Below are 23067 nucleotides of genomic sequence, written 5' to 3'. Positions count from 1 at the left end.
ATATTCCTAAAAATCTTCGTCTTCATCGCTACTATTTTCGTCTTCACTGCTAAAATTTTGTTCTTCTTCGTCTTCTTTTGGTATTAAATCTTTAAACAAAGCATATTTAAAAAATAGTCCTGCACCAACTCTTTTTACACTATTTAAATCAGCATTGTCAATAGCTCCGATTAGTTCTTTTTGTGTGAAATTTGTAGCTAACATATCTAAATTTGCAAGTCCTATATTAAAAGGTTTTGTAAATCTACACCAACAATCTATTAAGAAATATTCAGCTATAAAATTATTTTCTTTTAAAATTTCTTCATAATCTACACTTAATTCAGCACTTTTATTAAGTTCTTGTATTTTGTTAAAAATTGTTTTGTAAAGAATGATATTATCAAGCTCATTAGTATTTTTTATAGTTGTTAATTGTAAATTATTCATATCGTAAAAAATGTTACCTGTTAAAAATTTATGTTCGTTTGAGTAAGTTCTATAAAATTTTTTGCTTAATTCGTTGACTTTTGTTTCAATTCTATCGTCTTTATTTATTCTTCTATAAGAATAAAATTGAGATATTTTTTTTGCGTCTATACCCCAATAATTCATCTGTTTAACAACTATTTCTAAATTCGGTTTTTTTACAAAGCTTCTTAAATATTTTAGAAAAAATAAAATACCAACTAATAAAACAATATAAATAAATCTAAATTTAGGTGTATAGTTATCTAAATTTTTACTTAAAAAGCCAAGTGTATAAATAGACCATATTATAACAATGCAAGTTAGCCCACTATACATATGAATATATCTAATATCTTTTTTATGGTTTGGTAAAGTATAGCCATAAAAAATAGCAAATACTATGAAAATTCCTGTTAAAATAAAAACTAAACTCATTTTTTATTCCTTGTTATTTTTTATATCTATGTTCTTACTTCTTAATTCATTATGTTTTTTTAATTTAAAGAGTAATAATTTTTCTTCTAAAAGACTATTAGCCTTAATTGTCTTTATGTTTTCCAAAAGTCTATTTTGTTCTATAAGAGCTTTTTCATATTCTAAATAAGCCTTTTCTAAATTATTTAAAGCATTATTGTTATTTTTATATGAATTTTCTATAACACTTATAGCATTTGCTTTTGCACTTTGAATTTGAGTTTGACAAGGAGCTTTATAGCAATAAGCATTTACAAATTCAACTAAAAATAAAATTAAAATTAATTTTTTCATTTTTTTCCTTTTAAAAGAGTGATAAGAAAATACCACTCTTAAAAATTTAAATATTTAAAGCACTCGTCCAATAATCAGTTAGAACTTTTAAACCTTTCATACTATCTTGCAATAATACAGCCCCTATTCCTGCGTCAATTAAAACACCAACAATAGCACCTGCAATGGTTGCAATAGCACTAGTGATAAAAACTTTATTGTTATCTTTATCTTGATCGGCTTGCTGTTTTGAGTGCTTAATTGCTAAAAATAGTCCTGCACCCATACAAATTAAAGGTAGCCAACCCATTAATATTCTTAAGCCTGCACCAGAAGTAGTGCTAACTTGCTTATCAAAGCTATCTACAACACCACCTACATTGTCAAATTCCCCTGCACCAAAAGCAAGGCTAATACCTAAAATTGCTAATAAAAAAATTATTTTTTTCATTTGTTATCCTTTTTAAAAGTCTTCGTCTTCGTCGCGTAGAGCGAATTCAATTTTTGTAAAAAATTCAGGATTTTCTAAGTCTAATGTTAAAATATCACCTTTTTTATTTTTTAAAGCTTGACCGCTTAGAAGCATATTCATTTCATTTTTTGTAAGCTGTTTTCCAAAAGCTTTTTGATTATATGGAATATGAAAATTACACTCCCCTGAATTAAACCACTCATTGCCGTCTTTTTGTGGCTTATAGCCGTCGCAATAAATCATTTTGTCTTTACGATTTTTAATCGTTCCTTTTCCGCACAATGGACATTCCATTATTCTTTCCCCTTTCATAATAAGATAAATTTTCCTTTAAACATTTAATTGTTTTTGCCAAAATTCTGAAATCATATCAAACATATTTTTTCCGTCAGGTAAAAACAACGCCTCACTTGCTATATAAGCCCACGCTACATACATAATACAAACACAGATTATGCTAATAGCACTAAAACTAATAACACTTAAATAATCTCTTTTATAAGTGTCTTTAGTTCCTTGATAAACACCATAACTCGCACCTAAAATAACTACTAAAAAAGGAATATTAATTAATATCATTTTTCCTACACTTTGAACTAATTTTAAAGTAGCATAAGCACCTAAGGCATCTATCGTCCCTCCACCACCCACTCCTGCTAGATTAAATACTTCATTCTTTGAACTAGCCCAAAATATTCTAAAAATTTTGTTACTAAAATAATTTGCCTCCTCTAAATAAGTAATATCTAAAATTTTTATAATTCCCATATACATAAGACAAAAGAGTGTATGCACTAAAAAAGCTGTTAGAATAATGCCTAAAATACTAAAGCCACTTGAAGTATTGTCTTTAGATTTCATAATACCTCTTAATGCAATAATTCCAAACGGCATAATTGAAAATGCTAATGCACTAGCACCAAATACGGTTGCTGTTGTGATTATATGCGAACCTGCACTAAAATTATCCACTTTTTACCTCTTTTTTTGTTAATTCATTCAATTCATCAGGATTTGTTGTAAATAGTTTAGCTTCAAAATCGCTAACTTGCAATTTTAAATTAAATACGCCCTTAGAATACCAAATACAAAGTTCATATCTTTCAGTATTATTTAAACTCTCTAAAACATCTTCGTTAGGTTCGAAATTCCTTTTAATATCGTCTATAAATTCATTCTTTTTATCAGGTGTTAATAAGAAAATTCTAGTATCTACAACTTTTAAAATTCTCTTTGGAATATGTTCTAATTGTTGAGCGATTAAAATTAGATGAACTCCATATTTCCTAGCTTCTAATGCTAATTTTTCTAATAAAACTGAAAAATAATCAACTCTGAAAAAGTTTGCACTCTCTTCAATAATATATAATTTTTTTGATATTTTCTTTCTTTCTCTTTTACACTTAATAGCATAAGCTCTATCTTTTAAATATGTTTTTTGGAAAATAGCTACGAAAATAGGTATAAATAAGCTACTTTCTTTATAGTTGTTTAAGTCCATACTTAAAAAATCAGCGTCTATAACATCTTCACTATCAAAGTTGCTAAAATATTCTAAACTATGTATATCTCTTAGTTTCCTAGATAAGGTTTCATAATCTTGCCTATCTGTTTTACTAATTTGTTGGTTTTGAATTTGTATTTCTGCTTTTTTAATTATATCAATCAATAAAGGCTTCTTTAAAAAATCAAATTCTTGTGGTAGATCTTTTAAAAATGAATTTATATTATTATTTGTGATTTCCAAAATTCTGTTTTGTAATTTTTTATTTTTTATATCTCTAACTCTATAATGTTCGTAATCGCCTGTTTTATATGTTTCTTTTAATAAATCTTTAAATAAAGCCATTTCTGAAGATAATAAAATTTTACTACCCTCTTGTGAAGATAAAATTAAATTTGCTAAATCGCAAACGAAAACTAAGTCAGCTTCAAAGGTTTCTTTGCTTGTTTCATCAAGGTTGCAAATGTTATAAGTAAAATTTGAAAACTCACTCTCTATATGAGCTATATTATTTTCTCTATTTGTTTTTAAATAAGCAAGTAAATTCTCACTTGAAAAGCCAATATCATAATATCTTACTAATACCTTATCTTTACCTAAATTTCTAGCATAAGCATTTTTGTAATCTATATCTATCATATCAACTAAAATTTTTTGCAATGTAAAACTTTTTCCTGCACCTGTATTAGCAACTATAAAAGAGTGCGGATTATCATTGTCATAAGCAAAGCTATAATTTACAAAGCCACCATTTTTATCTAAGCCATAAAAATCTGCGTTCCTTGTTCGTTTCTTTTGCACTGATGATATATAATTTCCTAAAAAATCAATAGGAGCTAAAAAATCAAATTCGGTATCTCTAAATTTAAAAGGCGTTTTTTGTAGTGTATTCTTTTTAAATATATCTTTTTTTAAAAAATCAACTTTTAAAGCTGTTCCAAAATTACCTATTATACTTTCGTCTATTTCTCTAAAACTAGCTATTGAATTCGCTATAACTAATTGTATATCGCCAATATCGTAAGCTTCTTTTAATTCTGTAAAAAGATTTTTATTTCCAGTCCATTTTGCTGTGTTGATTAGTCTGCTAATATGGTTTTCTATATGCCTTTGTTCTATATCAAAATAATTCCATATTACACCTTTAAAATTCATTTTCAAAAGTTCCGATATATCTGTCTTTTGCACTCCTTCTATAGTTTTATAACTTTGGTAAATATCTGTTTTGTTTAAATTTTGAAAAATATTTTCTCTTGCTATTTTCTTAAAAATATGTGAGTTTGCTTCTAAAGGGCTATTAAAATTTAAAGATATTGTTCTATTCATATCTTTATCTTTTATATAAAATTGATTTTGCATAAATAAATCTAAAATTATATTTGCCAATTCTTCGCCACTTAATAAATCAAGTTTAAATTTTTCGCCTATTGTTTTTAAAAGGTTTTTATTGTAACTAAAAATATATTGCCTATGATAAATTCCGTCTTTTAAAATTACATAATAGAAAAAAGCATTAGGTTTGTTTTTATAAGTTCTATATAAAGTCTTTGCGTCATCTACACTAAAAAAATTTGGTGTATTTGAGTTTCCCTCTAGTTTTATTCCATATAAATTTTTATACATTGTATTTAGTAAAACACTATCATCATCTACATTATCTATTATAAGTCCCTTGTTGGAATAAAAATCATTAAATAAGCCTGTTAATGGTGCAATTGTTTTCCCAAAAAAGCCCTTATTAATGAAATTTTGCGTTTTTTCATTTTTATATCCTATATAAAGTCCAATAGCTGATAAAATGAGTAATAACATTAAAGGTGCGTTCATTTTTTCACTCCGAAAAATTTATTGTAATTATGTTGAAATTTTGCATAATAGTTGTATTTATTTTTTTTAACAAAGCCCTTGTTATAACACTCTATTACATTTTTTAAGTCTTTATATTTTTCATTACAACTTGTTAAGATGCTACTAGATTTGCTTATGTTGTATAAAGGGTTAAAAATGTATTTTGTTTCACTCTTAGTTAAATTTTGCTTTGAAATTTGCATAATTCCAAAATCTATATTAAAGTCCATATCCCAAAAGAAGTCCGCTATCTTTATCATTGCTTTTTCACTTACTGATGAGATGTTTGCTAGGTATTGTTTTTTCCCATATTTGCTATATTTAAAATTATATTTTGTATCCTTAAAGCCATTTTCTAACTTTTTTAATAGATCTATATCACTTGTTACAAAACTAATGATATATGGATTAAAATTGCTTTCTATACTTGCTATAGTGTAAAGAATTCCTATATTAAGTTCGCTTTGATATGATACTATTTTTAATGAATTTGCTATTTCTTGTTTAATATCACTAGAAAACAATAAAAATGGTAAAAACAAAACTAATATAACTTTCATTTTATCTCATCTTCCCTTTTATTACAGGTTCAATATTAAAGGTTAAAATATACATTCCATAAGGGTTTTCATCACTACTTCTACTTAAATCAAAATCGCCTGTTGCTTTTATCCTTATTTGTCCTTTTTCTGTTTTGTATTCGCCTTTAGCTAAAATATAACTTTGTGCTATAACATTAATTGATAAATCAAGTTTAAAGGTATTTTCGTTAAATTCAAAACTATTTACATTGTAATTTGTGATATTAATAAATTCAGGCAATTTATCTTGTGCTACAGCTGATATTAGCCATTGTATATAGCTAATAAATTGACCTACACTATCTTTATTTTTTAAATCTAAATAATTTAAATAAATGTTTCCTAAACTCTTTGAATTTTCTAGAATATCTTTATATTCTCTTATATTATTTTTCTCAAAATTTTGTGTAATTTGTGACCTTGATACAACAAAACTATTTACCATAATGCTAACTGCATATTTTTTAAAATATTCAGCTTTTAAAGGTGTCTTAGCTACCTTAATCGCTCTTCCGTCGCTTGTAGTTAAAACAACTTTAGAATTATTTTCGTAAATTACATTTTCTAGGCTTTTCATTTGTGATTTAATTCCTGCAATTTCGTAAGCTACTACAATTATCGCTAAAATTAAGCCCCAAAAAATATATTTCCAATTCTTTGCAAAAAATAACTCACATTTAAAAGATAATGTTTCATTTTTCATTTTGTTTCCTTAAATTTGATTTATTATCATTCATTTATGGTAATACCCTTCATCTTTAAGTTTTTGCTTTATGTTTTCAAGCTCTTTAATTTCATCATCAATAGTTTTAGCCCTCAACATACTTTCATAAATTTTAATTGTATTTTTACTACTAGCTTCAAATTGTTTTAGTAAATTTACACTTTCATTTAATACTTTAATTTTTGCAGTTAATCTGATTATTTCTTCTTTGAATGTCTCTATTTCCAATCTTAATTTTTTTATTTCAGCTCTAAGTTTTTTTAATTCTATTTTTCCCTTTTCTTCAAACTCAATCAAATATCTTCTCATCTCTTTACCTTTTTCATTTCTTTCCATTAAGGCAAATTCTTTTGCTGTTTGTAAAGTTATGATATAATCTGATTTTTTCCCAGGAAATTTTTTATCTTTATCTAAAACAACACAATTTAGATTTTCGGTGTCAGAAACATCTAAACTTACAACCTCCATATTTTTAGTAAGGTTAAGATTACTTTCAGAAATAGATAAAATTCTTATATAATCAAATCCCTCATCATAAATTTCAATCCTATTTTTTATCCAGTCTGAAAAATGTTGTTTGCTTCCTAATATCTCCCAAACATCTCTTGCATTTACTGCATTTACTTTGTGTCCGCCTATACTATGTGTGAAAATTTTGATTAAATCTTGCATTTTTTATTCCTTATCTTCGTCGCTATAATTTTGTTCTTCTTCGTCTTTATTTTGTGTAATAAATTCATCTTGTGTAACGAAATCAAAATTTGTAATAAATTCGTCTTTAATATCTTCCATATCATTTTTCATTCTTTTTATTTCATCATTAAAATATTTAGTTATTAAATTTACATCTATTCTTAAATTCATAGTTTCTTTTATATATTCAGCGAAAAATTCTTTTACTTCATTTATATTTTCTATTTTTAATCCATCTAATTTTTTTTCTAAATTAATAGTATTATTTTGATAGCTACTAAAATATTTATCTATTTTTAGTTTTTGTGTATATTCTTCTAAAAGTTTCTCTATTTTTAACAACTTTTTTGTTACATATAAAATACTTTTATTTGCGTCTTTTATATAAGTATCATCATATTGTTTTTCTAAAATTTCTTTAATATTTACATCTATTCTGCCTAAATTACAGTTTATCATACTTATATTATCTTCAATAGTGCTTATTCTTTTTTCAATCATTTTAAAGTCTTTTGATTTTAAAAACATTTTTTATTCCTTAATCGCAAATTTGATATTGTTTGCAAAAATTAGTTTTTTCGCTTCTATTAAAAAACATTACTTTTATTCTGTCATTTGGTTTATCTACGCTATAGACTAAATTTGCTTTTTTTACAATTTCTTCATTTTTTCCTGTGTTTTCTATACTTATTGTTACTATATCTTGATTAGCACTAGCTTTTTTTGGAGTAGATATGACTATATCTCTTGTTGCTGTATTTACACTATTTCTAGCAGTTAAAGGGTTGCTAGATAACATTTCAGGATTAGGGTTTGTAGGCAAAGTGTTAAATTTTGAGAAAATATCAGCAATATTAAGTTCTTTAACTATTTTGCTAGGCTGAATTTCAATCTTGACATTTCCGAATTCATCAAGTCTTTGCCATACTTTTGGATAAGTTATGTAGCCCTCTTTTAAAAAATATTTTCCAACTTCATAAGCTTTTATTTCATTCTTGTATTTAGCAAGTATTTTTTTACTTTCTTCAAAAGCGTCTTTTACGCCTTGTTCGTAACCTTGCTTAAAACCTGCTTCTACACCTCTTTGATAAAAAAACTCTTCAGCTTCACTACCAAAAACTAAATTTGTTAAAACTAACAAAAATATAATTTTTTTCATTGTATTTTCTCTCCGTTTTTACTAATGACTAAGTCTATATAAACTTTACTACCGCCTTTAATTTCATATAAAAAAGGTAAGTCTTTTTTAAATATATCAGCTGTAGTTTTTATTGTATTGCTAACTAAATCTATAGCACCTTTGATAATATAATCACTTGCATTTGGTTTTTCTGTATTTGTATTTTGTATCGGAGCAACATAGCTATTGCTACCTGTTCCCACATTTACATATTCTACACTTTGTTTTTTTCTACTTTGTTTTAATTCTTCAAGGTATTCACTACTTTGAGTTTTAAAAACATCTGCACCTTTTGAAGTGCTTTCTAATGCTATTTCCGTAATCTTTCTATCATTTACAAAAGTAGCTATATTGTATGAAGTTTTAGCTTCGTTTAGCACTTTAGAGGTTATTACCTTATAACGCCAACCTGAAAAATCAATATAGCTAGGGTCAAATATAAGAGTTGCTAACTCATTTATAGGTGTTAAATTTCCAAAAATTTCAAGCTGTCCGATATTAGTATTACATATAAATTTACCTGCACTAGGCTGTTTTCCTACATTTATATCATCTCTAACTAAGCAATATCCAACTATTGTCATATTGTTATCAACATTACTTTTTATTTTGTTTTCAAATTTTGTAGCATTTTCCTCTACAAAATCTATTAATTTTTCTGTTCTTGCTGTATAAGTAGGCTCATTAATACTATTTTTAAAGAGAATAAAATTATAAATTGCTTCTCTTCTATAATTTTCTTTTTTCTCTCTTTCTTCATAAAAAATAGTATCTTTTTCTTTTACAACCTGTTCGCCGTATGCACTTCCCTCTATTATATTTTTATCAACACTTCCAAAAAGAAAAAAAGGAATTAATAAGAAAACTATTTTCTTCATTTGTTATCCTTTGTAAAGTTTCTGTTTGCTATATTTAAGCCTGTTTGCCATATATTATTTCTATTGTATAGATGAGGGTTTTTAGCTTTATCGTAATTAAAATTTACTATATTTTCTTCGTCAATATTTTCTATACTTCTTGCTGTGTAATTCTTATTTGTAAGCAAAAGCATTGCATATCTATCAAAATCATCTTTTACATTTTGTGATATAACGCCGTTTTTAATAACTTCATAATTATTAGGTATATTTATCTTGTTTTCCTTTGGTATAGGGTTTGTTTGTGTCTTAAAAGAACAACCTGTCAATAATATTGAAATTATTATCGTGTAAAAAATAGTTTTCATTTTAACGCTCCAAAAAATCGACTTCAGCTTCTCTTATAAAAATATTTTGATTATGGGCTTTTACATATTTTTTTCCGCTTTCATCTTCTATAGTGCTTCCATATCTATATTTAGTCATATTTGTTATTCCAATTTTCTTTATATACTTATTTTTTACAACTCCATTTTTAATATATGTAGGCTCTATTGAAAATGCTTCTGTTTTATTTTTTTTCGGAATGAAAAAATTCTTTTTAATGCTTAAATTTGATACATTATTAGGTAATTTGTCTTTGCCAACCTCCTTAAAACTCCAGTCGTTATATTCACTTCTTTTTATGCCACTTTCTACGATATTTTTTCTAGTAATATAAAAACTTCTATTTAAAATAGGTGTTGCATACATTATTTTATTTTTATTCTCTTCATTTTTTAATGTTTTTCCTAAAAGTTGTTCTAAATTTTGTTTTGCTAAAACTCTGTCGGCTTCTCTTAAATAGCTTCCAAAATACATTTTTTCGCCGATAAATACGGTATCAATATATCCATTTGAAAATGCAATATATTGAGCTAAAAGTATTTCATTTGTAGTCATATCTCTTGTATCTAAATATATCGTTTTAGGATAGTGATAATTCATAGCCCTGTTGGTATTTGAGCCGTTTATCATTTCAAGCTGTATCGCTTTAACCGCCATATCAAAACCTTTTTTAAAATCTATATCATCAGCAAAAACTAAAGATGATAAAATCGCTACTGCAAGTATCTTTTTCATTTGTAAATTTCCTTTAATTCGTTATTTTTATTTTGTAAAGTAATTTTAAAATTTGTTACCTCTAAAATTTTAAAGTCCATTATTGTGTCGCCCTCATAAAAATTCTTATCTCTGAAATTGAAAAAATTTGTTTTAATTTTCGCTTCTTTTTTAAGAATTTCAAAGTTTTCGTTGGTTAGGTTATTTTCATTATTTTTAACTCTTTCATTATTAGCCTTTTTTTCATTTAAAACTTGCTCTTGTGTTGTAACTACTTCTTTTTTTTCAATTACAGGTTCATTTTTCTTTTTTTCTATAGCTTGTAAATCAAAAATATTTGTATCTTTTGTTGTTGTGTTGTCTTCTGTTGTATTTTTATCTTCTGTTATAGGCATAGGTGGAATATACATAGCAGTATTATTGCTAATAGTTAAATTATTTTCTTGCTTTACTTGCTTTGTATCTTGTTTGTTAGTATTGTTAGCTACATTTTCGGTTAAATTTTCATCTTTAGGCAAATTAAAAATAAAATAAATCATACCTACAAAAACAAAAACTAATATAAACAAAACAATTAAACTTGTATTATTTTTCTTACTTTTATTTTTATTTTCTGTTTTAGTTTTACTTTTTTCAGTTTCGTTTAAAAAATGACTTTGATTTATTTCCATTTTGTTTCCCTTAAATTTCGCTTCCTGTATCTACTCTATACTTAATATTTCCAACATTTAAATTTCCAAATTTATTATCTTTTATAATTCTATATGTAATGCCGTCAATTTCGATATAGTTATAATCTTCTTTTGGGTAACTTCCATAAGTTTTTACATACAAATTTATTACTTCAAAATCATCACGCCTTTTTACATTTTGAAAATCAAAAACTATATTTAATTTTTCATCAGTCTTTTGTCTATCGTATTTTTCTACAATAAAATTTGCAACATAATTCTTTTTCTCCAAAGAATATATAATTGTCATATTTGAAATTTTGAAGTCTTTTTTAACTCGTAAAAGTATTGTATTTTGTTCGTATTTAAGGGTAATGGGTTCAACACTCATATCAACACTACTTATCACAGCTCCGTTTGGTAAAAGTATTGTGGTCGTAAAATAAGGGTGTGTCATAATTCTATCAATAGTGCTTATAGGCTTTTGTATAGGCTTATAATTCAGTAATGTTTCGTCAAAATCATCAAAAAGATAAGTTAGCTCTTCATCTTTTTTCTTTATATTTTTAATTTCTTTATCTTTTATATCTAAATAAAATTTTTTAATTTTTAAATCGCTTGTTTGTGCCTCTTGTGAATTTAGAACTTCTTGCTCTGTCAATGGTCTGAAATTCATAGGGTCAAGTGGGTTAGCTATTAAATTCGTCATTAAAAAACTTATACTTATAATTTTTAATATTTTCATTCTTTACCTCTCTACTACAAAACTTGCTATTGTTTTTTTATTTTCTACAATACTATATGGCTCTATAGTTACATCGTTTGCAAAATTAAAAACGCATATAAAAGCAAAAAGATATTTCACGATAAAAGCAACACTTTCAAAATAAATAAAGCCTCCAACGATTATTGTTACTATAAATAGACAAAAAAATACATATTTTTTTACATAAAATAATAGAATTGTTAAAAGCAAACTAACTCCATATTCTGCTACTTTTTCAACATTTGGTGCAAAATCAAATTTGTTAAATACCAGTAAAAAAAATAATAGAATAGGTAAATATTTACAAACCAAAAAAACTGCTTTATTCATTTTTTTAAAATTATGAATTTTCTCATCTGTTTTTTTTAATTTGCTGTTTTCAAAATCTATATCTATGCCTTTTTCAAATTTCATATTCCAAAATAAATAAGGAAATCTAGTTATAAAAATATTATTCACGCTATTGCCTTTTTTCAAATTTCTATAAACAATTCTTTTTGAGCTATTATTTTTGCGATACCTTCTTTAGATGTTTTTATAAGTGGGATAAATTTAGCAATCGTGTTTTTGATATCATCTTTTGTTAATGCTTCATTTGCAATTGCAGTAAATTTAAGCTTTTTCACAAAGCTTTGAATTTCACTTGGTGTATAACAAAATTTATTAGCCTGTGGGTTATCATCTCTGTATATAGCTTCTATCTCTGCAAGTAACTCATCTAAATCTGTAATTTTATATAACGAATTTAAGTCATATTTTTTAATATACATTTCAAAAACTTTCTTTGCTGAATTTAAGTCAGGTAAATTGACAAAAAATAGTTCATCAAAACGCCCACGCCTTAAAAACGCAGGTTGATTTTTTAAAATACTTTCTAAATTATTTGCAGTTGCAAAAACTAATAAATTTAAATTTGGATATTCACTTCCCTTATCTCCTAAGCTAGATAAAATAGTCATTAATCGTCCTGTTAAAGGATCATCAGCATTTCCTACCATTTTTTCTATCTCGTCTATTAATAAAATTACAGGCTCATCTTCATTATTTAAAAATTCAAATACCTCATTTATTTTATTAATAGGACTACCTGTCTCTTTAAGTTGTTCTAAGTTTAACATTACTAAAGGTCTTTTAAGCTCTCCTGCTAAGCAAGTAGGAAAAAAAGTTTTACCTGTTCCTGGAATTCCTACTAAAAAAATACCTTTACTTTTGTAGCCTTGTGTTTCAGCAATTTGAAGTTCTTTAATATATTTTTTTAACTCATCAGCACCTTCAATATCAGCCATTGTAAAAGGACTATCTATTACACTTATTCCTAGTTTTTCTTGTAGTGCTTGTGCTTTTGTTGTACCTAATTTTGCTTCTTGTGAAGTTAAAATTCCATAAAAATTTGGCAATTTAATAGTTAAAATAATATCTGAAAACTCTTTAGGGCATTCATATGGTGAGATAAAAGTATAATTTTCTTTTTTTCTTAAGAAATATCTAATTTCTTCCAAATTTGGAAAGACAATAACATTTGATAATGTTTTTTCGGAAAGTTTTTTGAGAGAGTAAGAAGAATAAAATAAATTATCTTTGGCTATTAGCCATTGACTGCTAGTCTTCCCCCCCCCCCCCGCAACATCGTGTAAGGTGTTTGTTAATGTTTCAAAATTTAAAGATTTTTCAATTGCATTTTCAATAAACTTTTTAGATAAATCTATATTTATCATTAAAAAATCTCCCTTTTTTAAAAAATAATTGTATCAAATTATACAACAAAAGAATTATAATGTCAATTACTTTTATTTATCTTTGTTTTTTTATATTTGTATTTGTTTCATTTTCGTTATTGCTATCATCTTCTCTTAAAATATCTTCAAAACGCATACTTGCTAGAGCTTCTCTTTTATTGTTATTACTTTGCTTTTCATCTTTTAAAATATCTTTTAATTCATCAATGTCCTTATTATCTAATCTATCTTTTTGATTATTAGAATTTAAAATTTCTTCGATTTTCTCGTGTTTTAGTCCTAACTTTGTTTTTAAGCTCTCATTTTCTCGTATTAAATTCTCATTTTTTACATTCTCAGTATTAAGTTGAGATTTTAAAAGTTCAATTTGTGAATTTAATCTTAAAATTAAGTCATCTTGTTCTTCTAATTCAGTATCTTTTTTGTCTAGTTCATTTTTTACTTTTTTAATCTCTGCAGAATAAACTTCATCCAATTCTTTATATTTTTTCTGTGCTTCTTTTGTAAGTATTTCTATTTGTTGTTCGTGCTTAATACCCAAATTTGTGATTTCAATTTGTTTATTTTGTAAAGTGCTTTTTAATGAACTAATAGTCTCTTCTCTTTTTGTTATTTCATCATTTAAAGCATTAAGATTTTCATTTAAATTCTTAATACTTTCCTCTTTGTTGGCTAAATCTGTTTTTAATAAACCAACCTCTAAAATGTCTTTTGTTAAAAATGCACTTGCCATATTAACAGTATGCTCTTCTCTATATTTTTGTTTTGTATAGTTTATAGCTTCATAAATATTCATTCCATCTTTAATTATTCTTTCTTGCATTTCCTTATATGCTACAATACCCTCTTTTTGTGCTGTTTCAAGTCTTATTTTTAGTTTTTCTTCTTCTTTTTTTCGATACAAAGCTATACTATCATCTACAATTTTATCAAGTGTATTTAAGTTAATATCATCGACTACATTTAGTCTTATTTCTGTATTTGCTTCTTTTAAAATTTCGTGTTTATTGCTATCTTCATTTAAACTTTGTCTAGTAGTTGCTCTTTCTTTGATTAGCTCTTCTCTTGCTATTTTTGCTACTTTAATTTCTTCAATAATCTCTTCTTTTTGTGCTTCTTTTTTTTCAGCCACATTTAAAATGTTATCTGCACTCATTGATATTTCTTTTACAACATCGCCTGTTCCTAAATACTCAAATCTAAAACCAATATTATTTTTTTCAGCTAATTCGTGACAAAGTCCACTTAAAATAAAATTATTATCTTTAGCACTTTTAAAATTATCACTCATAGTTGCTGAATTTTTTGCTTTTAAAATCGCTATTCTATCGTTTTCATCAAATATGCCTCTTCTGTTGTAAATAAAAGTGAGAGTATTATCTTGTTCGTTGTAACTTCTAAAATCTATAAAACTTCTACTATTAAAACTTAAAAAAGTATCGTAAATATCTTTGGTATTTAATTCATCATTTTTCAGTGTAATTTTTATATAATCATCTAATTCTATAGGTTTTATGTTTCTGCTTGTCATTGCCGAGCTTAGCCTAAAATCAAACTTAGATATATCTATTTTTACTGCTTCTGAAAATTCATTTAAAAATTTATCGGTTTTTAATCCTAACTCATTTATATTATTTACTTCAAAATCATAATCTAAATTATGGTTTTTCATATATTCATAAAACTCTTCTTCACTACCTTGCCAATATTCTTCAAAGGCATTATAAGCCCTTTGACTTAAATCTCTTATGTTTAAATCTTCGAATTTAGCTTGTTCTAGCTCTATTGTCATCATTTTTGCTTCCTTATATTTGATTGTTTTTCAGTATTTGTTTTAGTCTCTTCATCACTTAAAATTTCATTAAATTTACTACTTAAAGACTTAATGTCTTTAAGGTTGTTTTCTATGTTGATTTTATATGGATTTTTCATCTCTTTTAACTCAAGTTTATTATCTATCATTAGCTTAGCAAAAAAACTATCTAAATAGCTTCTATCTTCTCCTATTTTTGCCTTTACATCACTAAAATTTGATAAAACTAATGCATTTCTGAAATATTTAGAACTATCTCTAAATAAGGAATTATCTAACTCAAAACCCATTTTTTTAAGATATTTAATAGCAAAAACAGCAGTTGTTCTAGTGTTTCCTTCTGCAAAAGGATGTATTTGCCAAATTTTAGAAATAAAATCAGAAATATTTTTTACCTGTTCGTTTAAACTCATCAGTGCATAATTTTTCTTTTTTTCCTCATTAAAATCATAACTTAAATAGCTAGATAACTCTTCATAATCTCCATATGTAACACTTCTTCCATCTAAAATCTCTTCACTTTTTATAATATTATAACTTCTAAACTCTCCAACCATAAGATTTAACTTGCCCTCAAATACTCCTTCAAAAAGTTTTTTATGGATTTGTTTTAAAGCCTCAGGTGAAAATACAAAAGCTTTTTCATTTATCAAATTTGCTATTCTAATTGCAACAATATCGCACTCTTTTTCTTCAGAATTTACAGTTTTATCGGTTTGATAGTATTGTTTTAAATTATTTTCAGCTTCTTTATAATTGGTAGATTCTTTAACGATTTTATAAAAATTTTTAGACGGCTTTAAATCATCAACGCCATTTAAACCAACGCCTACTTCAATACTTTTAAAATCATAATTCATCTTCTATTCCTTCTAACTTTGGCTTTTTCTTGCCACTCACTGACTAAATCTATTGTGTCTTTTTGTCTTCGCTCTGTTTTATTTTTTCTTTTAACTCTATTTTGTTTTAATTCATCATCTAAATTCTCTCTACTATCTTCTTTAAATATATTTAAAAATTCTGAACGCAGATTTTGTATTACTGATAAACTATCTTTTAAACTATCCTTTAACTCTTTTATATATTCTTGTCTTTCTTCTATAATTTTTTGTTGTTCTAATTCTGTGTCTGTGCTTTTTATTCTTAAATTTTTATTTTCTTGTGTGTAATAATCAGGCGTATGATTTACACTCATTGCTTCCATTACACTATTTTCATAATTTTTATCTACTACAAAATCAGCTATTGCTCTTTCAGCTTTATAAACATCTGTTCCTACATATTGTATATGCGGACTATTTATTTCTCTATCTTGCAAATGAAGTTCAATTACACCTGTTAAACCTCTATTTTGTATATATACTTCAAGCTCTTTTAAAAAGTCTTTAATTTCACTATAAACTATTTTTCTACACCAAACATTAGAGGTTCCAACTTCACCACTTTTATCATTTTGTTTTATGTAGGCTAATAAATTTGTTTTTAATTCTTTTGCACCTGTAAAAGTTACTTCAGGGTCGTTTCTTTTATTAATCATATCTTTAATGGCTCTTTCAAACCATTGTTTTACATTTATATCATCAATTAAAAGTATTGCACTTTCGGCTTCCCTTAAAAGGCTTCTACTATTACTACTTCGTGCTTTTTGTATCATCTTGCAAAATTTTCCAATACATATTTTTTAAAAAAAGGATCATAGATTATGTATTTAACTTTTGGCTCTTTTATCTTACATATTAAATTTTCTTTTTCTAAAGTTTTTATCATTTTTGATATATTGCCACGATTGCCAACTTTAACAAGAAGCTCATCGTAAGGATTTTTATTTGTAGCTATTGAATATAATACATCTGATAAATACTTTTTACCTCGTATTGAATTTAATTTAATATTGTATAGTTCTATTAAATAATTTTTATAAATTTTATTAAGGATTTTATCTATATCTTCCTTAGTTATTTTATTTTTATGCTTTAAAATACTACAAATCTTATCAATATAATATATTATATTGTTAGTTTTTTTCATAATATAAAAAACCAAATCTTGTGTTATTTCAAGTTCTTTTAATTCTTTATAAAGATAAATACTTATTTCTTTTTCACTTAAATTTGGCAAATCTAAAACTTCACAAAAACTATAAAGAGGACTTTTAAAATCTTTAAATGTATCTATTCCAAAGCTATTATTTATCGTTACACAAAATATTAAATTTTGAAAATTTATAAAACTATCATTAAAAATATAATTTAAATCTAGTTTATTATTTTGAATATCTTCTATCTTTTCAAAATTATCAATAAAAATATAAATATCTCTATTTTCATTTTCTGCTTTTTTTCCTAAAAGGTTGAAAATAAATTCTAGTTTTTTTAAATCATCATCAAAAACATCATCAAATTTATTTTTAAAAATTCTCTTTATATTAATTTTAAAAATATTATAAAAATCTTCTAAATTAAAAATATAACTCATATCAATATAAATTGTGTCTTTTTTTTCTTTAATTTCTTTATAAATTTGATTTAGCAGATATGTCTTACCCATATACCTTAGTGCATAAATAGCAAAACTTCTTTTTTTTTGTAAATTACTAATAATAAAATTTTCTATATCTTCTCTGGTAGTAAAATTTGTTATATTCATTACTTATTTTTCCTTAAATTTGATTTATTTTTAGCTGTTTGCTCTTTGTCATCTTCAAAGATTTTATTAAAATCACTGCTTAAATCTTTAAGTTGTTTAAGGTCATCTTTTAAAGAATTTGTATTGTTAAGCATAAAATCAATACGGTTTAAAACATCTTGTGTGTATGTTTCAGCAAAGACAATATCATTATTAGAAATTAAATTATGTTTCAAAATTTCATCTTTTAAAAGCAAATTTAACTCTTCTTCGCCTGAATAAAATATCTTTTCTTCAATGTTCAAAAGATTTTCCTTACTAAAATGTTCTGGATATGTTTTTAATAAATATCCCAAATCGTAAAAATCTCTAATTTTATCTCTTCCACTAAAAGCAACACCTTTCATTCTTATAAGCTCATCTATAGTATAAACATTAACACCGTTTATAGTATTGTAATTTAAGGATTTTGTTCTTAGTTTGTTTTTATTCCTACTACTTACTTCTATTTTTAACGGATAATTTCCATTTTTAGATAAAGCACCATAATCTAACATTACCCTAAAAACAGTATCTGTATCTTTTTTAATGTTTATATTCCAATTTTTAAAATCTTTGTGGCGTTTTAACTTGTTTATGAAATTCATATTATTAGTTTTACAATCTAAATCTATATCTTCTGAATATCTATCTAAACCATAGTATAAATTTAAAGCTGTTCCACCCTTTAAAACAAAATTATCTCCAAAATATGGCAAAATATCTTTTATTAAATTTAATCTATTTTTTTGATACTCTTCTAGCATTTTTTATCCTTAAAATATAGCTTAGTTAGTTCAAATTTCATAAAATTATCTACTACTTCATTGTTATTTATAAGTTTTAAATATTTAAATAACTCTTTTTCTTCATCATCATCTAAAAAATCATTAACGCAATTTTTTAAACCTTTTATTTTATTATGATAAACTAAATCTGCTATGGCTCTTGGATAATTTGCTACATACTCCTCTTTATCTAGCATTTTTACATATCTTTTTTTTATACCGCTATTTCCTAAAATTTCATTAAAACTATATTTTTTTATATCTTGTTTTTTATTAAAATAGTGTAATGGGTGCCAATCAGCGATAAGTCCGTTTTTGCTAGGTATATTTAATGCTTCCCACCCTGAAATGTAATCTGGTTTATTTAAAATTTTCAATTTGCAAGTTTTTAAAATGTTATTTGCAATTTCTTGTTTCATTGTCTATTCTTTCTTATACTTGATTTATTTTTAGCTGTTTTCTCTTCATTAGTATCAAGATCAAAATTTATAGCTTTTCTAATTTTATTTTCATCTAACACTATTTTAGTTCCAAGCTTTGGATATCTCATTTTATCTCCCTTGTTGTATAATTATATACAATTATTTATTATTTTTTTATTAATGTTACAAAATTTTAATTTTAAAAAGCTTCATCATTTTGTTGTGGTAAAAAGTCAGGCTGATTAATCTTATTATTCTGGTCTAAAGCTTTTAATTGTATTTGAAGTTTTAAATTTTCATTTTTAGCCTTTAAATTTTCAATATCTAACCTTTTAGCTTCATTTTGTTCTCTAACAAGTTCAAGTTCAATTTCTTTATCTGTTTTAATATTTTGTGATTTTGATATATGTGTGGGTTGTTCTATAATGTCATCTATCTCTATGATATTTTTTTGGTCTTTTTCAACTATACATACTTCAGTGCTTTTTTTATCTTGTGTTTGTTTTATCTCTTTTATCTCGTGATTTTCCATATTGTTTGAAATTTCATCAAAACCATCATATTTGCTCTTTATATTATATTTTTGTTTTACTTCTAATTTTTCAAAATCATATTCTATACTAATATCTTGTCTTAATTTTTGCAACTCATTAAAACTTCCTCTTCCTGCAATATTTGGATTTATTATAAAAGCGTTATCTGAAAAAGTACCAAGCTCTTTTTTTAAACTATCCGATAAAGATAAAATAACTCCTTTTTTTTTCAATCCATTTATAGCTACTGATACTGTTGATTTACTGACTTTTAATAATACTTCAATATCTCTTCTTAAATCTGAATTTATATAAATAATATTTTTATAATCAATTTTTGTTAATAAAATAAAAAGAACTTGTCTCTCGGCATTAAGCAAATCTGAGCCTATAAAAGATAAATTATCTACAAAAAATTTTATAAAATCATCTCTATTTTTAGCTTTTGTTACATAAATTTCATTTTCTTTTAATATCTCACCAGTTGTTCCACTTATTTCTATTTGTTTTTCTGTATATACAGTATAATTCTTTTTTGTTCCAACATCTTTGATTTCACCAATCATAATATTAACTCCTGAAAATTTAATTGTTTAACAATTTATAAAAAAATTGAATTATTATATCATAAATTTTTTATTTTTTAGTAAAAATCAAACATTATTTTATTTTTTAGTAAAAATTTGTTTAGAAAAAAATACCTTAAACTGTTTTTTTTAAAAATATTAATTAAATATTTATCTCAGAATACTGATATATAATGATTTAAAAGACTTATGTTTAAAAATTATTAATTTATTAGAAAAATAGCCTAAAAAATCAAATTTGTTTAGAATTTCATACGGTTTGTTTAGAATTTCATACGGTTTGGTATGAAATTCTAAACAGCTATTTTTTTTTATTTACTATTAAAATACCTAAATAATCAAGCTTATAAGTCAATTTTATTTAATATTTATTAATAATTTTCCCTCTATTCTTTTATTGATACCATTAAAAAGAAGAAAATAAAAATTTAAAAACTTAAAAATAAATATTAATTATTTTTTTTAAAATTTATTTAAGTTTTATCAAAAAAAATACTTTTTTAAAATTTTAAATTCAATTATGCAGTTTAAATTAACAAAAAAGCACCTAAAATCAAAAAAGTTTATTTAAACATAGAAACACTTTAAAAAAATACAAAGTGCTTTAAAACACAAAATAAACACTTTAAATCATTTAATAAATTTTTCATAAAAAATTATATAAAAATACATTTTTACACTTTTTAACAGAATTTTACACTTTTCAAAAAAACTACAATTTAATAATAATTACTTCACAAATAATTATGATATAATTAATAATATTATTTCATTAATATTTATTTAGTAAATGTATCATAATTATTTCATATATTTTTATTATTTTTTTTAAACAAATCAAAGATAACCATTTTCTAAACTATATACACCAACATTATTTTTATCAAAAAAAAATTATCAAGAATGATATTGTCAAAACCGAAACCTGCTTGTCTATATTGATAATCTTCTAATAAAGGCTACAAAAAATGATATAAAAAGCGTATTTGCTGAAGTGTCTTTATTAGATAATGAAACTTGCAAAGCCTTAGAAGAACTTGCTAAAGAGTATTATAAAGAGATTAAGCAAGACAAAATGATTGAGGCAGGTTTTATTAAAGAAAAACCTATTAAAGATGATAGCGAATATAATGAGTTAAAAGAAAATTTAGAAGCAATATTAGAGAGTTAAACTCTCTAATATTTAAAAATATCTTATATTATTCCGTTTTCTTTTAACAACTCTCTTATAAAGCCACTACCGCTGTTTATTCCGTTTTCATTTAAATAAATTTGGAATTTGTTATAGTCATCTATCTCAAAATTTACGCTAAAATTTCTATATTGTTTTCTAGGTCTTTTTCTTCTTACTATATCATCATTGTTAATTTGCTCTTCTTCATTATTTGTTTTTTCTACTACTTCACTACCTTTTTGTATTGCATTTAGTGCCTCTATTGATAATTTTTTGCTACTCATTTTTACACTCCTTAATTTTTATGATATAATAATATTCTCAATTTCATTGTAAAGGCTATTAAGCTCAAATATAGCCTTTTCATCTCTAATATTTTCAGGCTCATCAAATACCGAATTTCCGTTTGATACTGAAAATTTAAACCTTACTCTATCTCTTACGACACTATTTAAAAAATTATAAACAGGCTTATCTTTAAAAGGCTCTTTTACATAGTCTATATTTTTTAAGCTAGGGTGTATTCTATTTAATACTACATAAGTCTTTAATTTATGATTTAAATTTACTTCAATTTCATCTAATATGTTGCTAAAATTTAATAATCTCATAATTTCTACAGGGCTATCAGATACAGGCGTTATAATTTTATCAGCAAATGCCAAAGCAATTCTATTGTTTGAACTATCAAAACCGCCTGTATCAATAATAACCATATCACTACTTGAAACTTGATTTAAAAAGCTTACTAGCTCATTAGTATTATCATAAGTTTTAATATTTAAAGTAGGTGTTACATTAAAAGCAATTCTAATCTTATTAAAATTTGATATAGAGTGTTGTCCGTCTAAATCTATTATAGCAACTTCAATTCCTTTTTTTCTTAAAAATACAGCATAGTTAAAAGCTAACATACTTTTTCCTACTCCGCCTTTAGGGTGTGAAAAAACTACTATCATTTTTTTCCTTTAATAATTATATATGATTAATATAATAATCATATTTGATTAATATTTTTATAATATATTTATATTATATCATTATTAATATAAAAAACATATTTAAAAATTTACAATTAAACAAACTAATATATTATTTATTTTTTATATTATTAGTTATAGCTTACTAAACTTCATCATCTTCTAATAAAGATAACATTTCTTCTTTATCTAACTTATGAAATTCCATAATACCTAAAAGCTCTATTAAGTTTTCGTCAAGCCCTCCGCTTATTTTAAAATCTTGTTCTTTTTCGTTAGCTAAAATCATTTTATATCCTTTAATTATGATTTAATTATTAAAAAATTAATAAATAATTCTCAACCTTTTAATAATAGTTATTATAGCATTATTGTTCTTAAAAGATTATTAATTTTATAATAATTAGTTAGTATAAATATGATAATTAAATATTAATTATTTATGATATTTAAATCATAATAGCTATATAGCAGGGGAACGCCCTGCCATATAGCAAACTCTAAGCAAAGTGGGAAACTCTCGCTTACATAGGACACGCCTAGCCCACCCCCACACTTAGAGTTAGCTACTTCATTCGGTGTGTAGCAAGGGGCTTTGCCCCTTGCTTTCAGTGGCTTTGCCACTGAAATACACACCGAATGAAGTAGCTAACTCTAAGTGTGGGGGTGGGCTAGGCGTGTCCTATGTAAGCGAGAGTTTCCCACTTTGCTTAGAGTTTGCTATATGGCAGGGCGTTCCCCTGCTATATAGCTATTATGATTTAAATATCATAAAT

The 23067-nt window shown here is 24.8% G+C and carries 30 protein-coding genes; 1 reads left to right on the top strand and 29 read right to left on the bottom strand.

The window, feature by feature from the left end; translation table 11 throughout:
* Positions 1-6: 6 nt before the first annotated feature.
* The 26 genes from CCORG_RS08765 to CCORG_RS08645 all read right to left on the bottom strand — a co-directional run bounded on the left by CCORG_RS08765 (position 7) and on the right by CCORG_RS08645 (position 20116).
* Entirely contained in the window at positions 7-885 is an 879-nt protein-coding gene (locus CCORG_RS08765) for a hypothetical protein (protein WP_025803665.1), read from the bottom strand.
* A 3-nt stretch (positions 886-888) separates the two neighbouring features.
* Positions 889-1218: a hypothetical protein gene (locus CCORG_RS08760; RefSeq protein WP_025803664.1), complete on the bottom strand. Its 330-nt coding sequence runs from the start codon at positions 1216-1218 to the stop codon at positions 889-891.
* A 46-nt stretch (positions 1219-1264) separates the two neighbouring features.
* Positions 1265-1648 (bottom strand): hypothetical protein, encoded by a 384-nt coding sequence (locus tag CCORG_RS08755; protein ID WP_025803663.1) that lies wholly within the window; start codon positions 1646-1648, stop codon positions 1265-1267.
* A 12-nt stretch (positions 1649-1660) separates the two neighbouring features.
* Complete coding sequence (locus CCORG_RS08750) at positions 1661-1963, bottom strand: hypothetical protein (RefSeq protein ID WP_152534270.1); 303 nt, start codon at positions 1961-1963, stop codon at positions 1661-1663.
* A 36-nt stretch (positions 1964-1999) separates the two neighbouring features.
* Entirely contained in the window at positions 2000-2641 is a 642-nt protein-coding gene (locus tag CCORG_RS08745; RefSeq protein WP_025803661.1) for a hypothetical protein, read from the bottom strand.
* Complete coding sequence (locus CCORG_RS08740) at positions 2634-5000, bottom strand: hypothetical protein (RefSeq protein WP_025803660.1); 2367 nt, start codon at positions 4998-5000, stop codon at positions 2634-2636. The genes CCORG_RS08745 and CCORG_RS08740 overlap by 8 nt, the downstream gene beginning before the upstream one ends.
* Complete coding sequence (locus tag CCORG_RS08735) at positions 4997-5581, bottom strand: transglycosylase SLT domain-containing protein (protein WP_025803659.1); 585 nt, start codon at positions 5579-5581, stop codon at positions 4997-4999. The genes CCORG_RS08740 and CCORG_RS08735 overlap by 4 nt, the downstream gene beginning before the upstream one ends.
* A gap of 1 nt (position 5582) precedes the next feature.
* Positions 5583-6305: a hypothetical protein gene (locus CCORG_RS08730; protein WP_025803658.1), complete on the bottom strand. Its 723-nt coding sequence runs from the start codon at positions 6303-6305 to the stop codon at positions 5583-5585.
* 30 nt (positions 6306-6335) lie between these two features.
* Complete coding sequence (locus tag CCORG_RS08725; RefSeq protein WP_025803657.1) at positions 6336-6998, bottom strand: antA/AntB antirepressor family protein; 663 nt, start codon at positions 6996-6998, stop codon at positions 6336-6338.
* A 3-nt stretch (positions 6999-7001) separates the two neighbouring features.
* Positions 7002-7547: a hypothetical protein gene (locus CCORG_RS08720; RefSeq protein WP_025803656.1), complete on the bottom strand. Its 546-nt coding sequence runs from the start codon at positions 7545-7547 to the stop codon at positions 7002-7004.
* Positions 7548-7557: 10 nt separating this feature from the next.
* Positions 7558-8178 (bottom strand): hypothetical protein, encoded by a 621-nt coding sequence (locus CCORG_RS08715; RefSeq protein WP_025803655.1) that lies wholly within the window; start codon positions 8176-8178, stop codon positions 7558-7560.
* Positions 8175-9077 (bottom strand): hypothetical protein, encoded by a 903-nt coding sequence (locus CCORG_RS08710; protein ID WP_025803654.1) that lies wholly within the window; start codon positions 9075-9077, stop codon positions 8175-8177. Before CCORG_RS08710 ends, CCORG_RS08715 begins: the two co-directional genes overlap by 4 nt.
* The gene (locus CCORG_RS08705) at positions 9074-9424 is read right to left on the bottom strand and encodes a hypothetical protein (protein ID WP_025803653.1); all 351 of its coding nucleotides are present in this window, start codon (positions 9422-9424) and stop codon (positions 9074-9076) included. Before CCORG_RS08705 ends, CCORG_RS08710 begins: the two co-directional genes overlap by 4 nt.
* 1 nt (position 9425) lies before the next feature.
* Complete coding sequence (locus tag CCORG_RS08700; protein ID WP_025803652.1) at positions 9426-10178, bottom strand: hypothetical protein; 753 nt, start codon at positions 10176-10178, stop codon at positions 9426-9428.
* Positions 10175-10828 carry a hypothetical protein gene (locus CCORG_RS08695; RefSeq protein WP_025803651.1) on the bottom strand — a complete coding sequence of 218 codons (654 nt, stop codon included), beginning with the start codon at positions 10826-10828 and terminating at the stop codon, positions 10175-10177. Before CCORG_RS08695 ends, CCORG_RS08700 begins: the two co-directional genes overlap by 4 nt.
* A 10-nt stretch (positions 10829-10838) precedes the next feature.
* Entirely contained in the window at positions 10839-11573 is a 735-nt protein-coding gene (locus tag CCORG_RS08690) for a hypothetical protein (RefSeq protein ID WP_025803650.1), read from the bottom strand.
* Positions 11574-11576: 3 nt separating this feature from the next.
* Positions 11577-12008 (bottom strand): hypothetical protein, encoded by a 432-nt coding sequence (locus CCORG_RS08685; protein WP_172658586.1) that lies wholly within the window; start codon positions 12006-12008, stop codon positions 11577-11579.
* 59 nt (positions 12009-12067) lie between these two features.
* The gene (locus tag CCORG_RS08680) at positions 12068-13309 is read right to left on the bottom strand and encodes an ATP-binding protein (RefSeq protein WP_025803648.1); all 1242 of its coding nucleotides are present in this window, start codon (positions 13307-13309) and stop codon (positions 12068-12070) included.
* Between the two features lie 76 nt (positions 13310-13385).
* Entirely contained in the window at positions 13386-15125 is a 1740-nt protein-coding gene (locus CCORG_RS08675; RefSeq protein WP_025803647.1) for a coiled-coil domain-containing protein, read from the bottom strand.
* Positions 15122-16003: a Fic family protein gene (locus CCORG_RS08670; RefSeq protein WP_025803646.1), complete on the bottom strand. Its 882-nt coding sequence runs from the start codon at positions 16001-16003 to the stop codon at positions 15122-15124. The genes CCORG_RS08675 and CCORG_RS08670 overlap by 4 nt, the downstream gene beginning before the upstream one ends.
* Positions 16000-16797, bottom strand: a complete 798-nt coding sequence (locus CCORG_RS08665) for a hypothetical protein (RefSeq protein ID WP_025803645.1) — start codon at positions 16795-16797, stop codon at positions 16000-16002. Before CCORG_RS08665 ends, CCORG_RS08670 begins: the two co-directional genes overlap by 4 nt.
* A complete protein-coding gene (locus tag CCORG_RS08660; RefSeq protein ID WP_025803644.1) occupies positions 16794-17789 on the bottom strand; it encodes an ATP-binding protein in 996 nt (331 codons plus the stop codon). The genes CCORG_RS08665 and CCORG_RS08660 overlap by 4 nt, the downstream gene beginning before the upstream one ends.
* Positions 17789-18574 carry a nucleotidyl transferase AbiEii/AbiGii toxin family protein gene (locus CCORG_RS08655; RefSeq protein ID WP_025803643.1) on the bottom strand — a complete coding sequence of 262 codons (786 nt, stop codon included), beginning with the start codon at positions 18572-18574 and terminating at the stop codon, positions 17789-17791. The genes CCORG_RS08660 and CCORG_RS08655 overlap by 1 nt, the downstream gene beginning before the upstream one ends.
* The gene (locus tag CCORG_RS08650; protein ID WP_025803642.1) at positions 18568-19014 is read right to left on the bottom strand and encodes a hypothetical protein; all 447 of its coding nucleotides are present in this window, start codon (positions 19012-19014) and stop codon (positions 18568-18570) included. Before CCORG_RS08650 ends, CCORG_RS08655 begins: the two co-directional genes overlap by 7 nt.
* Positions 19011-19145, bottom strand: coding sequence for a hypothetical protein (locus CCORG_RS09080; RefSeq protein ID WP_265092854.1), 135 nt, complete (start codon positions 19143-19145; stop codon positions 19011-19013). The genes CCORG_RS08650 and CCORG_RS09080 overlap by 4 nt, the downstream gene beginning before the upstream one ends.
* Before the next feature lie 71 nt (positions 19146-19216).
* On the bottom strand, positions 19217-20116 hold the full coding sequence (locus CCORG_RS08645; protein WP_025803641.1) for a MarR family transcriptional regulator: 900 nt from the start codon (positions 20114-20116) through the stop codon (positions 19217-19219).
* A gap of 1015 nt (positions 20117-21131) precedes the next feature.
* Here CCORG_RS08645 and CCORG_RS08640 point away from each other — a divergent pair.
* Positions 21132-21308, top strand: coding sequence for a hypothetical protein (locus CCORG_RS08640; protein WP_172658585.1), 177 nt, complete (start codon positions 21132-21134; stop codon positions 21306-21308).
* A 23-nt stretch (positions 21309-21331) separates the two neighbouring features.
* On the opposite strand, the gene CCORG_RS08635 is transcribed toward CCORG_RS08640, so the two are convergent.
* From CCORG_RS08635 to CCORG_RS08625, 3 genes are all read right to left on the bottom strand, one after another.
* Positions 21332-21595: a hypothetical protein gene (locus tag CCORG_RS08635; protein ID WP_025803845.1), complete on the bottom strand. Its 264-nt coding sequence runs from the start codon at positions 21593-21595 to the stop codon at positions 21332-21334.
* Between the two features lie 18 nt (positions 21596-21613).
* The gene (locus CCORG_RS08630; RefSeq protein WP_025803844.1) at positions 21614-22270 is read right to left on the bottom strand and encodes a ParA family protein; all 657 of its coding nucleotides are present in this window, start codon (positions 22268-22270) and stop codon (positions 21614-21616) included.
* A gap of 166 nt (positions 22271-22436) precedes the next feature.
* Positions 22437-22580: a hypothetical protein gene (locus CCORG_RS08625; protein WP_161632388.1), complete on the bottom strand. Its 144-nt coding sequence runs from the start codon at positions 22578-22580 to the stop codon at positions 22437-22439.
* Positions 22581-23067: the final 487 nt, after the last annotated feature.

It is taken from the genome of Campylobacter corcagiensis (assembly GCF_013201645.1).
GTDB lineage: Bacteria > Campylobacterota > Campylobacteria > Campylobacterales > Campylobacteraceae > Campylobacter_B > Campylobacter_B corcagiensis.
Note: the sequence above shows the minus strand (reverse complement) of the source record. Positions and strands in the feature narration are given on the sequence as shown.

What these genes read in the sequence shown, in the direction of transcription:
- CCORG_RS08765 (WP_025803665.1), bottom strand. Translation starts at nt 885, where the DNA reads ATGAGTTTAGTTTTTATTTTAACAGGAATTTTCATAGTATTTGCTATT.
- CCORG_RS08760 (WP_025803664.1), bottom strand. Translation starts at nt 1,218, where the DNA reads ATGAAAAAATTAATTTTAATTTTATTTTTAGTTGAATTTGTAAATGCT.
- CCORG_RS08755 (WP_025803663.1), bottom strand. Translation starts at nt 1,648, where the DNA reads ATGAAAAAAATAATTTTTTTATTAGCAATTTTAGGTATTAGCCTTGCT.
- CCORG_RS08750 (WP_152534270.1), bottom strand. Translation starts at nt 1,963, where the DNA reads ATGGAATGTCCATTGTGCGGAAAAGGAACGATTAAAAATCGTAAAGAC.
- CCORG_RS08740 (WP_025803660.1), bottom strand. Translation starts at nt 5,000, where the DNA reads ATGAACGCACCTTTAATGTTATTACTCATTTTATCAGCTATTGGACTT.
- CCORG_RS08735 (WP_025803659.1), bottom strand. Translation starts at nt 5,581, where the DNA reads ATGAAAGTTATATTAGTTTTGTTTTTACCATTTTTATTGTTTTCTAGT.
- CCORG_RS08730 (WP_025803658.1), bottom strand. Translation starts at nt 6,305, where the DNA reads ATGAAAAATGAAACATTATCTTTTAAATGTGAGTTATTTTTTGCAAAG.
- CCORG_RS08725 (WP_025803657.1), bottom strand. Translation starts at nt 6,998, where the DNA reads ATGCAAGATTTAATCAAAATTTTCACACATAGTATAGGCGGACACAAA.
- CCORG_RS08720 (WP_025803656.1), bottom strand. Translation starts at nt 7,547, where the DNA reads ATGTTTTTAAAATCAAAAGACTTTAAAATGATTGAAAAAAGAATAAGC.
- CCORG_RS08715 (WP_025803655.1), bottom strand. Translation starts at nt 8,178, where the DNA reads ATGAAAAAAATTATATTTTTGTTAGTTTTAACAAATTTAGTTTTTGGT.
- CCORG_RS08710 (WP_025803654.1), bottom strand. Translation starts at nt 9,077, where the DNA reads ATGAAGAAAATAGTTTTCTTATTAATTCCTTTTTTTCTTTTTGGAAGT.
- CCORG_RS08705 (WP_025803653.1), bottom strand. Translation starts at nt 9,424, where the DNA reads ATGAAAACTATTTTTTACACGATAATAATTTCAATATTATTGACAGGT.
- CCORG_RS08700 (WP_025803652.1), bottom strand. Translation starts at nt 10,178, where the DNA reads ATGAAAAAGATACTTGCAGTAGCGATTTTATCATCTTTAGTTTTTGCT.
- CCORG_RS08695 (WP_025803651.1), bottom strand. Translation starts at nt 10,828, where the DNA reads ATGGAAATAAATCAAAGTCATTTTTTAAACGAAACTGAAAAAAGTAAA.
- CCORG_RS08690 (WP_025803650.1), bottom strand. Translation starts at nt 11,573, where the DNA reads ATGAAAATATTAAAAATTATAAGTATAAGTTTTTTAATGACGAATTTA.
- CCORG_RS08685 (WP_172658586.1), bottom strand. Translation starts at nt 12,008, where the DNA reads ATGAAATTTGAAAAAGGCATAGATATAGATTTTGAAAACAGCAAATTA.
- CCORG_RS08680 (WP_025803648.1), bottom strand. Translation starts at nt 13,309, where the DNA reads ATGATAAATATAGATTTATCTAAAAAGTTTATTGAAAATGCAATTGAA.
- CCORG_RS08675 (WP_025803647.1), bottom strand. Translation starts at nt 15,125, where the DNA reads ATGATGACAATAGAGCTAGAACAAGCTAAATTCGAAGATTTAAACATA.
- CCORG_RS08670 (WP_025803646.1), bottom strand. Translation starts at nt 16,003, where the DNA reads ATGAATTATGATTTTAAAAGTATTGAAGTAGGCGTTGGTTTAAATGGC.
- CCORG_RS08665 (WP_025803645.1), bottom strand. Translation starts at nt 16,797, where the DNA reads ATGATACAAAAAGCACGAAGTAGTAATAGTAGAAGCCTTTTAAGGGAA.
- CCORG_RS08660 (WP_025803644.1), bottom strand. Translation starts at nt 17,789, where the DNA reads ATGAATATAACAAATTTTACTACCAGAGAAGATATAGAAAATTTTATT.
- CCORG_RS08655 (WP_025803643.1), bottom strand. Translation starts at nt 18,574, where the DNA reads ATGCTAGAAGAGTATCAAAAAAATAGATTAAATTTAATAAAAGATATT.
- CCORG_RS08650 (WP_025803642.1), bottom strand. Translation starts at nt 19,014, where the DNA reads ATGAAACAAGAAATTGCAAATAACATTTTAAAAACTTGCAAATTGAAA.
- CCORG_RS09080 (WP_265092854.1), bottom strand. Translation starts at nt 19,145, where the DNA reads ATGAGATATCCAAAGCTTGGAACTAAAATAGTGTTAGATGAAAATAAA.
- CCORG_RS08645 (WP_025803641.1), bottom strand. Translation starts at nt 20,116, where the DNA reads ATGATTGGTGAAATCAAAGATGTTGGAACAAAAAAGAATTATACTGTA.
- CCORG_RS08635 (WP_025803845.1), bottom strand. Translation starts at nt 21,595, where the DNA reads ATGAGTAGCAAAAAATTATCAATAGAGGCACTAAATGCAATACAAAAA.
- CCORG_RS08630 (WP_025803844.1), bottom strand. Translation starts at nt 22,270, where the DNA reads ATGATAGTAGTTTTTTCACACCCTAAAGGCGGAGTAGGAAAAAGTATG.
- CCORG_RS08625 (WP_161632388.1), bottom strand. Translation starts at nt 22,580, where the DNA reads ATGATTTTAGCTAACGAAAAAGAACAAGATTTTAAAATAAGCGGAGGG.